The following is a 14,958-nucleotide window of genomic DNA, read 5'->3' on the forward strand; positions in this document are numbered from 1 at the left end:
CATGCTGAAAGTGAGTTGATCCGCTTTGGATCTTTTATCAATACAGGACCCGTCATTTCTTAAAAAGATGTCAATTGAACAGCTGGAAGAGCTGGGTGAGGAAATCCGCAATTTTCTCATCACATCGCTGTCTGCCTCAGGCGGCCATATCGGGCCGAACCTCGGGGTTGTCGAGCTGACGATTGCGCTTCACAAAGAATTTGACAGTCCGAAAGATAAATTTTTATGGGATGTCGGACATCAGTCCTATGTTCATAAACTGTTAACCGGACGCGGCAAGGAGTTTGAAACCTTGCGCCAATATAAAGGGCTTTGCGGTTTCCCGAAACGCAGCGAAAGCGAACATGACGTATGGGAAACAGGCCACAGCTCAACATCGCTCTCAGGCGCGATGGGAATGGCTGCCGCCCGCGATATTAAAGGGACGAAAGAATATATCATTCCGATTATCGGGGATGGCGCTTTAACCGGAGGAATGGCGCTTGAAGCACTGAACCATATCGGCGATGAGAAAAAAGATATGATTGTCATCCTGAATGATAATGAGATGAGCATTGCGCCGAATGTCGGGGCGATTCATTCTATGCTCGGCCGGCTTCGCACGGCCGGCAAATATCAATGGGTAAAAGACGAGCTGGAATATTTATTTAAGCGCATCCCGGCCGTCGGCGGAAAATTGGCCGCCACGGCTGAGCGGATAAAAGACAGCTTAAAATATATGCTTGTGTCAGGCATGTTTTTTGAAGAGCTTGGGTTTACGTATTTAGGCCCGGTAGACGGTCATTCCTACCACGAGCTGTTTGAAAACCTGCAATACGCCAAAAAAACAAAAGGCCCAGTCCTTTTACATGTCATCACGAAAAAGGGCAAAGGCTATAAACCGGCAGAGACCGACACAATCGGGACATGGCACGGGACCGGCCCGTACAAAATCAATACGGGTGATTTCGTCAAGCCAAAAGCCGCGGCTCCTTCATGGAGCGGACTCGTCAGCGGCACCGTCCAGGAGCTGGCGCGCGAGGATGACAGAATTGTCGCGATTACACCGGCCATGCCGGTCGGTTCTAAGCTGGAAGGGTTTGCGAAAGAATTTCCGGAGCGCATGTTTGATGTCGGAATCGCAGAACAGCATGCGGCGACGATGGCCGCGGGAATGGCGCTTCAAGGCATGAAGCCGTTTCTCGCGATCTATTCGACCTTTTTGCAGCGGGCGTATGATCAGGTCGTCCATGACATCTGCCGTCAAAACGCGAATGTATTTATCGGCATTGACCGCGCGGGTTTGGTCGGCGCTGACGGGGAGACGCATCAAGGCGTCTTTGACATTGCCTTTTTGCGTCATATACCGAACCTCGTTTTAATGATGCCGAAGGATGAAAATGAAGGCCGCCATATGGTCAATACAGCTCTTGCTTATGAGGAGGGTCCGATCGCGATGCGCTTCCCGCGCGGAAACGGGCTCGGCGTAAAGATGGATAAAGAGCTGAAAACCATTCCGATCGGAACATGGGAAGTGCTCCGTCCCGGAAAAGACGCGGTGATTTTAACGTTCGGAACGACCATTGAAATGGCGCTGGAGGCGGCTGAAGAACTGCAAAAAGAAGGCCTGTCCGTGCGTGTCGTCAATGCGCGGTTCATAAAACCGATTGATAAACAAATGATGAAGGCGATTCTTAATGAAGGTCTGCCGATTTTAACGATTGAAGAAGCCGTGCTTGAAGGCGGATTCGGAAGCACGATTCTTGAATTCGCTCATGACCTCGGCATGTATCATACGCCGATTGACAGAATGGGCATTCCTGACCGGTTCATTGAGCACGGAAGCGTAACCGCGCTGCTTGAAGAAATCGGTCTCACAAAGGCTGAGGTTATGAACCGGATTAAACTGCTGATGCCGCCGAAGACACATAAAGGAATTGGATCATGACAGCAAAAAAAGAACGATTAGATGTACTTCTTGTAGAAAAAGGCCTTGCGGAAACGCGGGAAAAAGCGAAACGCGCCATTATGGCGGGCATCGTATACTCAAATGAAAACCGATTGGACAAACCAGGTGAAAAAATCGCCCGGGATCTTCCGTTAACGGTAAAAGGAAACCCTCTTAAATACGTCAGCAGAGGCGGATTAAAGCTTGAGAAAGCTCTTGAGGTGTTTCCCGTCTCAGTAAAAGGCAAAACAATGATTGATATCGGCTCGTCTACTGGAGGGTTTACAGATTGCGCCCTTCAAAACGGCGCCGAACGTTCCTATGCAGTAGATGTCGGCTATAATCAGCTCGCTTGGAAGCTGAGACAGGACGAGAGGGTCGTCGTCATGGAACGGACGAATTTCCGCTATTCCGAGCCTTCCGATTTCACTGAGGGTCTGCCGGAATTCGCGACGATTGATGTTTCTTTCATCTCACTCCGTCTTATTCTGCCGGTTTTAAAAACGCTGCTTGTGCCGGGAAGCGATTGTATCGCCCTGGTGAAGCCGCAATTTGAAGCCGGACGTGAATCAGTCGGAAAAAAAGGCATTGTCAGAGATCCCGGCGTTCATGCTGACGTTCTCCGCCGTATGAATCAGTTTGCCGCTTCTGAAGGATATACAGTGAAAGGATTGTCCTTCTCACCGATTACAGGGGGAGACGGCAATATCGAGTTTCTGCTTCATTTGAAGTGGGAGGGAGAAGATGGAAACGGCGCTGAACTGCCGGAAGAAGATATTCTCCGTACCGTCCGTGAAGCACATGAAACATTAAAAGCCAAAAAGACAGATGTACCGGAATAATAGGGGGCTATTATTCCTTTTTTCTGCCATCATGTACTTTTTATCAAGAAGCGGTTAACATAATGACAAGAACAGCTTGAAAACAGAGGTGCTTACATGACAAAAGGCCAAAGGCATATAAAAATCAGAGAGCTTATTACAAGCCATGAGATTGAAACGCAGGATGACTTAGTTGACATGCTGAGAGAAGAAGGGTATAAGGTAACCCAGGCGACTGTTTCCAGGGACATTAAAGAACTGCATCTCGTAAAGGTGCCGACCAATAATGGTTCCTACAAATACAGCCTGCCGGCGGATCAGCGGTTCAACCCGCTGTCAAAACTGAAGCGTTCATTAATGGATGCGTTCGTAAAAATTGACTCAGCAAGCCATATGATCGTACTAAAAACGATGCCGGGGAATGCGCAGGCAATCGGCGCTTTGATGGATAATCTCGAATGGGAAGAAATCATGGGCACGATCTGCGGAGATGACACCATTTTAATCATCTGCAGGACGCCTGAAGATACGGAGGGCGTTCAAAGCCGTCTTTTGGAGCTGCTGTAGCGTAATTATCAGATAAAAGGTGGAATGCTGTTTGTTAGCTGAACTATCAATAAAAAACTTTGCCATTATAGAGGAACTGACGATTTCGTTTGAACGGGGGCTCACCGTCCTGACGGGAGAAACAGGGGCCGGCAAGTCAATTATTATAGATGCCGTTTCCCTGTTAGTCGGCGGCCGCGGGTCGTCTGAATTTGTCCGTTACGGTGAAACAAAGGCCGAGCTTGAAGGACTGTTTCTTTTGGACAGCGGCCATCCCGTTTTTGAGGTGTGCCGTGAGCAGGGAATAGACGCATCTGACGACATGATTGTCATGAGAAGAGACATTAATGCCGGGGGAAAAAGCGTCTGCCGTGTCAACGGAAAATTAGTAACGATTGCGGCTTTGAGGGAGATCGGCAGACTTTTATTAGATATTCACGGGCAGCATGACAACCAGCTGTTAATGGAAGATGACAAGCATTTAGAGCTTTTGGATAAATTTGCGGGCGCTGAGGCCGAATCAGCGCTTCAGGCATACCAAGAAGGCTACGACCGTTATATGAAGCTGCTCAAAAAAGTGAAGAAGCTGTCGGAAAGCGAACAGGAAATGGCGCATCGGTTAGATCTGATCCAATTTCAGCTTGAAGAAATCGAATCAGCGAAGCTTGAATTGAATGAAGACGAGCTTCTTCAAGAAGAGCGGAAGCAGATATCCAACTTTGAAAAAATTTATGAATCATTGCAAAACGCCTATAATGCGCTCCGCAGCGAACAGGGGGGGCTTGACTGGGTCGGAATGGCCTCTGCCCAGCTTGAAGACATTTCGGATATCAATGAACCGCTGCAAAAGCTGTCAGAAAGTGTGTCAAGTTCCTATTATCTGTTGGAGGATGCAACCTTTCAAATGCGCAATCTGCTAGATGATCTGGAGTATGACCCGGAACGGCTGAATTTTATTGAAACCCGTTTAAACGAGATAAAACAGCTGAAGCGTAAATACGGAGCGACGGTCGAAGACATTTTGGAATACGGCTCCAAAATAGAAGAGGAAATCGATCAAATCGAAAACCGCGACAGCCACCTTGAAGCGCTGAAGAAGGAGCTGGAGTCCGTCGGCAAAGATGTGGCCGTAGAAGCCGCCAATTTATCAAAAATCAGAAAAGCCTGGGCCAAAAAACTGGCGGAAGCAATTCATCAGGAATTAAAAAGCCTGTATATGGGCAAATCAACGTTTGATACGGAATTCCTCGTGAAAACCGATCCGTCTGCCAGTGAAGCGCCGGTGGTCAACGGACAGCCTGTGCAGCTTACCCAAAAGGGGATTGACCTTGTGAAATTTTTAATTTCAACGAACACCGGTGAGCCCTTAAAACCGCTGTCAAAGGTCGCATCCGGCGGCGAACTTTCAAGGGTGATGCTGGCGCTGAAGAGTATTTTTTCTTCCCAGCAGGATGTCACTTCCATCATCTTTGATGAAGTGGACACCGGCGTAAGCGGGCGGGTTGCCCAAGCCATCGCGGAAAAAATCCATAAAGTATCGACCGGTTCACAGGTGCTCTGCATTACACACCTGCCGCAGGTTGCCGCTATGGCGGATACGCACCTTTTGATCGCAAAAGAATTCAAAGACGGACGGACGACAACGCATGTCACGCCGCTTTCCAAGCAGGATAAGGTAGCGGAAATCGGCCGCATGATTGCGGGTGTTGAAGTGACCGATCTGACAAAACGGCATGCGCAAGAGCTTTTAAAACAGGCCGGACAGGTAAAAACGACAGGATAAGCTGCTGATACAGGCAGCTTATTTTTTTGTTCCATTTCTCTAACAGTGTATCCAATGTTTTTCTTCGTATGCCGGTTATAAATCAAGCGCAGGAAGGCAAAAGTATAGATGTAGCAGAAAAAGAAAGTGGTGTGGGATAGGAGCGAGGAGAGTGAAGGAATGAATGCACATAACATGAGGAAAGCAATAGGTGTAATTCTCCTTGTTTCTTTACTAAGTGTAGGCTTTTTTAAGCCGTTTAAAGAATATTTACTGATACCGTCAGAAATGAGCGTCTTTGAAAAACAGACACAAGCCGTTCCGGTCAATGCATCAATAAGCGCTGAAAAGGGCGAATTATCAGAAGCCTTTACGCTGAAAGAAGAGCACGGTCATGCAAACATAACAGGGCAAAAACAAGGCCGGTCAGAAGTAGTATATGATCTTGCCGGGTTTCCCATTAAAAAAACGAAAGTGCGTGTCCTTCCTGAATTGAAGGTCATTCCGGGCGGACAGTCCATCGGTGTAAAACTGCATTCAGTCGGTGTTTTGGTCGTCGGCTTTCACCAGGTGATGACAAAGGATGGGAAAAAGTCTCCGGGAGAACAAGCGGGAATTGAATCTGGCGACATCATTATTAAAATGAACGGACATAAAATTGAAAAAATGAGCGACATCGCCCCGTTTATTCAAAAAGCGGGTAAGACCGGGGAATCTTTGGATTTATTGGTGAAACGCGATAAGCAAAAAATCAAGACAAAGCTGATTCCGACAAAGGACGAAGCTGAGGGAAAATATCGAATCGGCCTTTATATCCGTGATTCGGCAGCCGGCATCGGCACGATGACATTTTTTGAACCGAAAACAAAAAAATACGGCGCATTGGGCCACGTCATTTCTGATATGGATACGAAAAAACCGATTGTTGTGGAAGACGGCGAAATCGTCCGTTCAACTGTAACATCAATTGAAAAAGGAAAAGGCGGCAATCCCGGCGAAAAACTGGCAAGGTTTTCGTCAGAACGGAAAACGATCGGCGATATTAACCGCAACAGTCCGTTCGGCATTTTCGGGAAACTGCATCAGCCGATTAAAAATAACATCTCAGACAAAGCGCTTCCGATTGCTTTGTCAAATGAAGTGAAAAAAGGTCCGGCGCAAATGCTGACGGTTATTGAAAACGATAAAGTAGAGACATTTGATATTGAAATCGTCAGCACCACTCCGCAAAAATTCCCGGCGACTAAGGGAATGGTGTTAAAAGTGACCGATCCGAAACTGCTGAAAAAAACCGGCGGAATCGTTCAGGGAATGAGCGGAAGCCCGATCATCCAAAACGGGAAGGTCGTCGGAGCCGTAACCCACGTGTTTGTCAATGATCCGACAAGCGGCTACGGCGTTCATATCGAATGGATGCTTTCTGAAGCGGGTGTTGATGTTTATGGAAAAGACAAAGCAAGCTGACTGCCGGATCATCCGGCAGTTTTTTTATGTGCGCGTTCTTCACTTCTTTCCAGGATTCATGTAAAATAAGACATGAAGATTTTTCGACAAATTCACGTTTCCTGATTTGTCAAACTTAATTTTTAGTCGAAAAACCTAGAAAATGCTAGAAAAACAAAGATATTCCACTATTATTGGTAAATATGGATTTTTTAAAAGGGGAAGTAGTGGTTTTGTCGAATGTAACATGTAGCAGTCAAATAGGTTGTGTCCTGTTAATACATTGGGGGAGGAAGAAACGTGGAGAAAATTAAAGTTTGTGTTGCTGATGATAATCGAGAGCTTGTAAGCCTGTTGAGTGAATATATAGAGGGACAGGATGATATGGAAGTAATCGGCGTTGCTTATAACGGACAGGAATGTCTTTCTTTGTTTAAAGATAAAAATCCCGATGTGCTCGTTTTAGATATTATTATGCCGCATCTGGACGGACTTGCGGTTTTGGAGCGGCTCCGTGAATCAGAGCTTGAGAAACAGCCGAACGTTATCATGCTGACGGCATTCGGTCAGGAAGACGTTACGAAAAAAGCCGTCGATTTAGGCGCGTCCTATTTCATCCTGAAGCCGTTTGATATGGAAAACCTTGTCGGCCATATCCGCCAGGTAAGCGGAAATGTCAGCAGCGTCACACACCGTGCGCCGTCTGCACAAAGCAGCATCATCCGCAGCCAGCCGGAGCCGAAACGGAAAAATCTCGATGCCAGCATTACAAGCATTATCCATGAGATCGGTGTGCCTGCCCATATTAAAGGCTATCTTTATTTGCGGGAAGCCATTTCCATGGTGTACAACGATATTGAACTCCTCGGCAGCATCACAAAAGTCCTTTATCCCGACATCGCCAAAAAATTCAACACGACCGCAAGCCGTGTAGAACGGGCCATCCGCCACGCGATTGAAGTCGCTTGGAGCAGGGGAAATATTGATTCCATTTCTTCGCTGTTCGGGTATACCGTAAGCATGACAAAAGCAAAACCAACCAACTCAGAATTCATTGCGATGGTTGCTGATAAGCTGAGATTGGAGCATAAAGCTTCGTAACGCAAGCTTTATGGCAAGATGACGTTTTACGCCTTCTTTTCCGTGCATGAATGCGGAAGAGAAGGCGTTTTGAGTTTGTGATGACGAAGATCCCTCCGGCCCGAGGAACCTTGATGCCGCATAAAAGCGGGATTTACGGCATCTACACATATAACACGGGAGCTGATACTTTGATGATTTCGCCGTCTCTGATATAAAAGCGGGGGACGCGGCGGCTTAAAACAGATACAACTTCGTAGTTAATCGTACCGAGCATTTCGGCGATTTCATCAACGGAAATCTCGGCTCCTTTTTGTTTGCCGTAAATGACGACTTCTTCTCCTTGTTTGCCCTCACTATCACCCAAACTGACCATAATCATATCCATCGTCACTCTCCCCGCCACCGGCACTCTTCTGCCGCGGTGAAGAATAAACCCGCGGTTGGAAAGGGCGCGCGAGTAGCCGTCAGCATAGCCGATCGGAATTGTCGCGATGATTTCACCCGGTTCGGCGATATATGTGGCGCCATAACTGACGGTCCGGGGCTCTGTCACCATGGCTTTCACATAAGCGATACGCGCCTTTAAGCTGAGTGCGGGCGTGAGATCTACGAGGTTGAGCTCCTTTATATAAGCAGACGGGTATAACCCATATAAACCAATGCCTAAACGGATCATATCGGCGCTGAATTCAGGAAAAGCGATAGCGGCGGCTGTGTTGCACATATGGACAGTAGGCAGCGGGATGTCTTGATTTTTTAAAAAGCGGAGAAAGCTGATAAACTTTTCATGCTGCAGCATTGTCAATTCAGTATCAGGTTCATCCGCTGTTGAAAAATGGGTAAAGATCCCGTCCCATGAAAGGTATGTACTCGACTTGAGCGCTTTTACAACTGCTAAAAGGTCTTCTTCTGTGCGTACACCCAGCCGGCCCATTCCGGTATCCACATTGATATGAATGGACAGCTGTTTCGAATCAGCTTCTTTTTCCAATATCTGATTTGCTTTTTTGACCCAGCTGACTTGAAACGCTGATAATGTTATATTCCAAACAGCAGATTTTTTCACACAGCTGAGAGCTGTAAAGCCGAGCACAAGGATAGGTGCTTTAATTCCCGCTCTCCGTAACACAATTCCCTCTTCGACGCTGGCAACTGCGAGCTCGCTCGCGCCGCTTTCCAGTGCCTGCCGCGCTACTTCCACAGAGCCGTGGCCATAGGCATTTGCTTTTACGACGGCCATAATCTTCGACTTCTTCGGAATATGGCGGCGGATCGCCCGTACATTCTTTTTTATCGCATCAAGGTCAACTTCAATCCAAACTTCCCGGCAAAGTTTTTTCATCGCGATTCCTTCTTTCCTTAATGAAATTCAGTACTGACGTGTTTTCATGCTTTCAATCTGCATTTTATTCACACTGATCTGAAATCATTCAAAACATGAGAAGGTGACCGCTGATGTTTAAAATCAAGTTTTCGGGAAATCAGTATGCCTGCTTTATTTATGCAGTAAGGGCTGCATGGCAGCCCTTAAATTGACTTCACAATATTCTGATCTGAAAATTGGTGTTCAAACATTTTGGACTGGCTTACAGCATTGTTTTGAATGACAATGCCGATATTTCCCCCTCCGGCACCGAAAACGGTTTTTGATGCAGTCAGCGGACTGATGGATATGGCGCCGCCAACATTGACAACTCCGTTTCCTGATACGTTGTTTATCGTAATCGGGCAACCGCTCATTCTATTTTTTCTCCTTTCTCTCACAATCTACTATCTATATGTACGCTGTAATATGAAATAAGATTAAACAAAACGGCAAAAAAAAGCCGGCTGCTGTGAGCCGGAAAGGGAGGGAAATACAGATATCATAGTGTTTTCGTTACATTTTGATCAGAGAATTGCGAGTTTAAAGATTGAGCCGTGCTGGATTGATTCATTTGCAGAACAATCCCTGTATTTCCTCCTCCTGAGCCGTAGACGGTTTTTGATACGGTTAAAGGGCTTATCGAAAACGCACCGCCGACATTGAGAACCCCGTTCCCGGAAAGACTGTTAATCGTAATAGGAAAACCAGCCATCATATACGGTCTCCTTTCTATTAATCTATTTACTATATGTACGCTGCGTATCAGAAATAGGAGTAAACAAAGCGGTAAAAAGTTATGAAACAAAAAAACTGCCGGACATCCGGCAGTTTTTTGATTACTTTTCAAACGGCACCCAGCCGCCTGTATTCTGGATTATTTCCCATAACGGTTCAGGAAGTCGGTATTTCTCAATTTCAGATGCTTTAATGGCTTTTTCAATTTCCTGTTCGCGGCCTTCTTTGACCTGCACCGCCCATTCAGGGTTAATTAAAATGACACGTCCCAGAGCCACCAGCGGAATCCCGCTTTCTAATACGGCGAGCGCTTCGTCCGCGGTATAGATGGAACCGACCGCCATCAGCGGCACTTTGTGGCCGACGCGTTCGTTTAATAAATCCATCCGTGTCCGTGAAGTATCTGCGCCGCGACGGGCTTTGGAATTGACATCCATCAGTGAAATATGCAGATAATCTAAGTTTTCTTCCGCAAGTGCATCAGCGAGCATGAATGTTTCTTTCATTGTAAGCCCCGGCGTTTCCGGCTCTTCCGGTGACAGGCGGTAGCCGAGAACAAATGGATGTTCAGCGTGTGCATCAATCGCCTGTTTGACAGCGTCGACGACTGCAAGCGGGAACGCAAGGCGCTTTTCATCGCTTCCGCCCCAGCGGTCTGTGCGCTGATTTGTTTTCGGAGAATAAAATTGTTGAATCAAGTATCCGTTTGCCCCGTGAATTTCAACACCGTCAAAGCCGGCTTCAATTGCTCTGCGTGTCGCTTCGCCGAATGCTTTTACAATGTGCTCAATCTCTTGTTCAGTGAGAGCCCGGGAAGTTTGTCTGCCGTCTTCTTCTGAACCGCTTGGGCTGACGACGTCGTTATTCGGCACGAGTTCAGGAGGGCATTCCAATCCGCCATGGTGAATCTGCACAACGGCTTTCGCTCCTTGAGACTGGATCGCTTGAGCGAGTTTTTTCAAGCCCGGAATGTGAGAATCATCATAGATGCCAGGCTGGCCGGGAAACGCTTTGCCGTCAGGTGTTACGTTTGCACATGCCGTAATGACCATGCCCATTTCTTTTGAACGGGGAGTAATGTAGCTCAATTCACGTTCGGAAATCGTTCCGTCATCGTTTGATGAATAGTGGGTCATCGGCGCAACGGAAATACGGTTTGGTATGGTAACGCCGCTTTCGAACGTAAAAGGTTCAAACAGCGGTTTATATGTTTGCTTCATTATTTCGCCTTCTTCCTTAAAAGTTTAACTCGTCCGTATTCTAGCTTATGTTTTAATTGTGTGCAATTATTTTGCTTGTTCTTCTTCCTGAGGATTATGACCGGCCGAACCATTTAAACGAATGGAACGGTTTTCTCCGTTCCTTTTCAGGATCTTTATACCCGCCTGAAATTTGATGGCCGATCGAGCTGAATATGACAGCGGCGGCGAAGAGGAGAATGATTTTTTTCATATGCATATCTTCTTTCTTATCTTTTACAAGGTTATTTATAAGCATACGCTTGTGTGAAAAAACCGTCAAATTTGTTTTTTATTCTTTTTTCCACTTTCCTGCGGCGAATATCGTTCCGATCTGAATCACAACACTTAACAGAGCGCACACTGCCACAACTGTGTTGCTGTCCATAGAAGACACCCTCCTTTTTGTTAGGTTAATGTATCATATGACAGCTGTCTCTGTTTTGACAAAACTGTAATGCGGTGTTTCATATTTTTCAACAAAAAAGGGCGCTTTTTAGGCGCCTTTACTTTTTTTTCAGCCGATGCAAAGCGATTTGAACGGCGATGGCGTCATCCAGATAGCCGATCGGAAACATGTAATCCGGAATCACGTCTGTCGCTAAAATATAATACAGGAGCGCACTCCCGAGAATCGGGCGGTCTTCAGCCGGTGTTGATTCATCCATATATTGATGATGCATGTTTTTCAAGTGATCAATAAAAGGGCCGACGCTTTCTTCATTATTCATTTTCTTTTGAAACTCATCACAAATCAGGCGATGGCCCTGCTGGGTTTTGGCATATTGTTCATATCTGGTCAGCTCGCGTTCTATTTGTTCACGGGAAAAAGGCTGATCAAACATCTCCGCCATGTTCAGCATATCCTGAATCGCGTGCATCGGATCTTGCGGCGCAGTCTCTTTTTCATGGCCGATGTCTATTCCTGACGCTTCAAGCAATTCCTCCAGCGGGGTGCGGAGGTGCTTTGAAAATTCCTGAAGATGCTTTAAATTGGCCTTTTGCTTGCCGTTTATAATCCGGGAGATGGTGGCCGTATCAATGTTGGCTAATGCGCCGAGTTTTCTCATGGAGAGAGAGTGCTTATCAAGCAGTGATTTTAAAAGGGGGCCCAATGTCTTATGTTCATTTTCTGCCAAGGGTGTCACCTCGTTTCCGCCGGAATGATGATAATCAGTCAATAATTTTTGCAGAAAAGGTACCTTTTCTGTGCTGATGAATAGGATAGTGTAGATTGGAACAGCACAACATGTTGAAAAGACATCAAAGAATGGGGAGAACATAACATGGCTTGGTTATTGATTTTAGGTTTGGCAGTGTCCTCGAGCATTGATAATTTAGGAGTGGGGATGTCATACGGCATCAGAAAGATCAAAATATCGCACGCATCAAATACAATGATCGCTTTTATCTGTTTTTTATTCAGTTATATCGGAATTTATTTCGGCAAATGGATTTCAGCTGTTTTACCGGGCTTTTTTCCCGTTTTGCTGGCGGCTTTTATTTTATCTGTAATCGGTATCCGCATCATCCTGCTGGCTGTGCCGAGAAAAAAAGGAAATACAGCGCCTGCTGACACGTCTGGAAAAAAAGGCCGTTTCGCCGGTCTGCTGCAAAATCCGGAGACAGCGGATGCTGACGGTTCGGGAGAAATCGGTATACTGGAATCCATGGTTCTCGGGGTGGCCGTATCCGCAAATGCGCTGACCAACGGATTAAGCGCGGGCCTGATCGGGCTTTCTCCCGCTGCCATTTCCATCACTGCGGCGATCGGAAGCTTTCTGACCATATGGATCGGCTGCCTGCTCGGGAAAAAAGCTGCGTCACTTCGCATCGGTTCTTTCCATGTCGGACAGTTCAGCACGGTGCTGAGCGGAGTGATTATTCTCATCATTGCCGTCAATACGCTGCTCTTTTAAGTTGTCCCGTTCATTTTATGAAAAGCTCAAAATAAATATGAATCATTCTATTCGGGAGAGCGCATGACGGGCTCTCTTTTTTTGCCGATCTGTCATTTTTTCAAAATGAATAGAAAGTCGTCCGTTTCCGTTAAATTTTGCATATCCGGCCATCAGACAGAACCTTTTTCATAGACGGATCAGCTCGCTTTCTTTCTAAGTTCAGGTAATCGGCGGGTCAGAAAGCCTTTATTCCAAATATGGAAAATCGCTGGAGGGACGAAGGCGCCCTTTACAAATCCGCCATTCTGTACAAAGATAAAGCCGAATGAGAAAACGTGAGGTGATCTGTGTGAAGTCTGTCATACTTCTGATCTTCACTGCATGGCTGCTATCAGGCTGCGAGTATACCGCTGAGGCGGATTCGGCGCCGTCATTTACACAGGAAGGAACATTTATAAAAGCGGCCGGAAACGATACGATCGCACTGGAAATTGACGGAGAGCGGCACGAGGTGAAGGTGCCTTTTGCTAAGCGTTTTGAATGTCAGTTTCTGCCTGAACATACGGCGGTGCAAATCACCTATAAAAAAGAGAGCAACGGACAATTACGGCTTGAAGAACTGAAAAAAGAAACAGATATGTGAAAAACGGGGAGGAAAAAACGTGGGCTTACTGACAAAAAGCGCTGCTGCCTTCGGTGCCGCCCTGCTTCTGCTTGCGCCGTCCGCTTATGCAGCCGAACCTTTGCAAGGGAAGACCATCTATATTGATGCCGGCCATGGCGGAGAAGACAGCGGGGCCGGGGGAAATGGACTGTTGGAGAAAAACATCAATTTAGCGGTGTCAAACAAGGTAGCCGCCAAATTGGAAGCAGAAGGTGCAACATCTGTTGCGTCAAGGACTGACGATACTTTTTTAAGTTTGGACGAGCGGGTGGCGAAAGCAAGCGCCAGCCAATCCGATTTATTCGTCAGCCTTCATACGAACTCAGCCGTATCGACAGCATCAGGTACAGAAACGTATTTTAATTCAACATATGAAGGAGCAGACAGCGAAAGGCTTGCTTCTGATATCCAACAGCAGCTTGTTTCGTCTCTAGAGATGAGGGACAGAGGTGTAAAAGAAGCCCCTTTTTATGTCATTACATATTCAAAAATGCCTAGTGTGCTGGCTGAATTAGGCTTTATCACAAATCCTCAAGATGCGGACAAGCTGAAAAACGCTAACGGGCAAGAACACGCCGCCGATGCTATTGTAAATGGAATCGAAACCTATTACAGCGGCCGATAATCGTAAAATATGTGTAAATAGCGCCCGCCTTACGTGCATAACGATTATAATAGAGAAAACCGATGACAAACACCTGAGGTGACACATATGACGACTATTTTTGCCCACCGGGGGGCGTCGGGCGACTATCCCGAAAATACGATGCCCGCGTTCACAAAAGCGATTGAGGACGGGGCGGACGGAATCGAACTTGACGTACAGATGACAAAAGACGGCCGTATCGTGGTCATCCACGATGAAACCCTTGACCGAACGACGTCTTTACAAGGATTTGTGAAAGATACGGCGTATGACAAAATCAGAACCGCCGATGCCGCCGGAAAATGGAAAGATTCTTTTAAAGGAGTCAGAATTCCGCTTTTGTCAGACGTGCTGCGTTTTGCGGAGCGCGCCGATTTTCTGATCAATATTGAGCTGAAAAACAGTGTATTCCGCTACGAGGGAATGGAAAAAGAAGTGATCAAAAAAGTCAGGTATTACGGATTGGAAAAGCGCGTTATTTTTTCTTCATTTAATCATGAGAGCCTTGCGCTTTGCCATGCCTTGGCGCCTGAGATTGAACGGGCGGTGCTGACGATGGATGTGCTGTACCGGCCTGAACAGTATCTCGCTTCAATTCCCGCTTCAGGTTATCATCCTAAGCTTGGTACGCCGGCGGTCAGCGCTGAAGCGGTCAAGCATCTTGTAAAACACCAAGTGAAGCTCCGTCCGTTCACCGTTAATCGTCCGGAAGATATGAAGCAGCTGATGAAAGCGGGAGCAGACGCATTTTTTACCGATTATCCAAAGCTGGCTGTTTCTATAAAAGAAGAATGCCGCCATTAAGAAGACTGTTCAGACAGTCTTT

The 14,958-nt window shown here is 46.6% G+C and carries 16 protein-coding genes; 10 read left to right on the forward strand and 6 right to left on the reverse strand.

The window, feature by feature from the left end; translation table 11 throughout:
• Window positions 1-25 precede the first annotated feature (25 nt).
• The 6 genes from dxs (at window position 26) to spo0A (ending at window position 7,600) form a co-directional block, all read left to right on the forward strand.
• Window positions 26-1,927 carry a 1-deoxy-D-xylulose-5-phosphate synthase gene (gene dxs / locus ACQE26_RS11940; protein WP_016939005.1) on the forward strand — a complete coding sequence of 634 codons (1,902 nt, stop codon included), beginning with the start codon at window positions 26-28 and terminating at the stop codon, window positions 1,925-1,927.
• The gene (locus ACQE26_RS11945) at window positions 1,924-2,769 is read left to right on the forward strand and encodes a TlyA family RNA methyltransferase (RefSeq protein ID WP_016939006.1); all 846 of its coding nucleotides are present in this window, start codon (window positions 1,924-1,926) and stop codon (window positions 2,767-2,769) included. Before dxs ends, ACQE26_RS11945 begins: the two co-directional genes overlap by 4 nt.
• A gap of 96 nt (window positions 2,770-2,865) precedes the next feature.
• Window positions 2,866-3,315 (forward strand): transcriptional regulator AhrC/ArgR, encoded by a 450-nt coding sequence (ahrC, locus tag ACQE26_RS11950; RefSeq protein WP_003153173.1) that lies wholly within the window; start codon window positions 2,866-2,868, stop codon window positions 3,313-3,315.
• A 31-nt stretch (window positions 3,316-3,346) separates the two neighbouring features.
• On the forward strand, window positions 3,347-5,077 hold the full coding sequence (recN, locus tag ACQE26_RS11955) for a DNA repair protein RecN (RefSeq protein WP_045926698.1): 1,731 nt from the start codon (window positions 3,347-3,349) through the stop codon (window positions 5,075-5,077).
• Window positions 5,078-5,236: 159 nt separating this feature from the next.
• Window positions 5,237-6,520, forward strand: coding sequence for a SpoIVB peptidase (gene spoIVB / locus ACQE26_RS11960; RefSeq protein ID WP_500469498.1), 1,284 nt, complete (start codon window positions 5,237-5,239; stop codon window positions 6,518-6,520).
• Between the two features lie 279 nt (window positions 6,521-6,799).
• A complete protein-coding gene (spo0A, locus tag ACQE26_RS11965; RefSeq protein ID WP_003153177.1) occupies window positions 6,800-7,600 on the forward strand; it encodes a sporulation transcription factor Spo0A in 801 nt (266 codons plus the stop codon).
• 142 nt (window positions 7,601-7,742) lie between these two features.
• Here the strand turns inward: spo0A and alr are convergent, their stop codons facing one another.
• The 6 genes from alr to ACQE26_RS11995 all read right to left on the reverse strand — a co-directional run bounded on the left by alr (window position 7,743) and on the right by ACQE26_RS11995 (window position 12,060).
• The gene (alr, locus tag ACQE26_RS11970; protein ID WP_500469500.1) at window positions 7,743-8,924 is read right to left on the reverse strand and encodes an alanine racemase; all 1,182 of its coding nucleotides are present in this window, start codon (window positions 8,922-8,924) and stop codon (window positions 7,743-7,745) included.
• A gap of 185 nt (window positions 8,925-9,109) precedes the next feature.
• Complete coding sequence (locus ACQE26_RS11975; RefSeq protein ID WP_003153181.1) at window positions 9,110-9,322, reverse strand: spore germination protein; 213 nt, start codon at window positions 9,320-9,322, stop codon at window positions 9,110-9,112.
• Window positions 9,323-9,447: 125 nt separating this feature from the next.
• Window positions 9,448-9,660 carry a spore germination protein gene (locus tag ACQE26_RS11980; RefSeq protein WP_500469502.1) on the reverse strand — a complete coding sequence of 71 codons (213 nt, stop codon included), beginning with the start codon at window positions 9,658-9,660 and terminating at the stop codon, window positions 9,448-9,450.
• Window positions 9,661-9,784: 124 nt separating this feature from the next.
• Window positions 9,785-10,903: an NADH-dependent flavin oxidoreductase gene (locus ACQE26_RS11985; RefSeq protein ID WP_500469504.1), complete on the reverse strand. Its 1,119-nt coding sequence runs from the start codon at window positions 10,901-10,903 to the stop codon at window positions 9,785-9,787.
• A 94-nt stretch (window positions 10,904-10,997) separates the two neighbouring features.
• Window positions 10,998-11,135 (reverse strand): hypothetical protein, encoded by a 138-nt coding sequence (locus ACQE26_RS11990; RefSeq protein ID WP_500469505.1) that lies wholly within the window; start codon window positions 11,133-11,135, stop codon window positions 10,998-11,000.
• A 292-nt stretch (window positions 11,136-11,427) separates the two neighbouring features.
• Window positions 11,428-12,060 carry a helix-turn-helix domain-containing protein gene (locus tag ACQE26_RS11995; protein ID WP_016939014.1) on the reverse strand — a complete coding sequence of 211 codons (633 nt, stop codon included), beginning with the start codon at window positions 12,058-12,060 and terminating at the stop codon, window positions 11,428-11,430.
• Window positions 12,061-12,207: 147 nt separating this feature from the next.
• Here ACQE26_RS11995 and ytaF point away from each other — a divergent pair, with 147 nt between their 5' ends.
• The 4 genes from ytaF (at window position 12,208) to ACQE26_RS12015 (ending at window position 14,936) form a co-directional block, all read left to right on the forward strand.
• On the forward strand, window positions 12,208-12,840 hold the full coding sequence (ytaF, locus tag ACQE26_RS12000; protein ID WP_438420203.1) for a sporulation membrane protein YtaF: 633 nt from the start codon (window positions 12,208-12,210) through the stop codon (window positions 12,838-12,840).
• Window positions 12,841-13,171: 331 nt separating this feature from the next.
• Window positions 13,172-13,465, forward strand: a complete 294-nt coding sequence (gene yqiH / locus ACQE26_RS12005) for a lipoprotein YqiH (RefSeq protein WP_500469508.1) — start codon at window positions 13,172-13,174, stop codon at window positions 13,463-13,465.
• 19 nt (window positions 13,466-13,484) lie between these two features.
• Window positions 13,485-14,111 (forward strand): N-acetylmuramoyl-L-alanine amidase family protein, encoded by a 627-nt coding sequence (locus ACQE26_RS12010; protein ID WP_500469510.1) that lies wholly within the window; start codon window positions 13,485-13,487, stop codon window positions 14,109-14,111.
• A gap of 87 nt (window positions 14,112-14,198) precedes the next feature.
• Window positions 14,199-14,936 carry a glycerophosphodiester phosphodiesterase gene (locus tag ACQE26_RS12015; RefSeq protein WP_500469512.1) on the forward strand — a complete coding sequence of 246 codons (738 nt, stop codon included), beginning with the start codon at window positions 14,199-14,201 and terminating at the stop codon, window positions 14,934-14,936.
• Window positions 14,937-14,958: the final 22 nt, after the last annotated feature.

This window comes from Bacillus sp. 5RYD7K, from assembly GCF_059831465.1.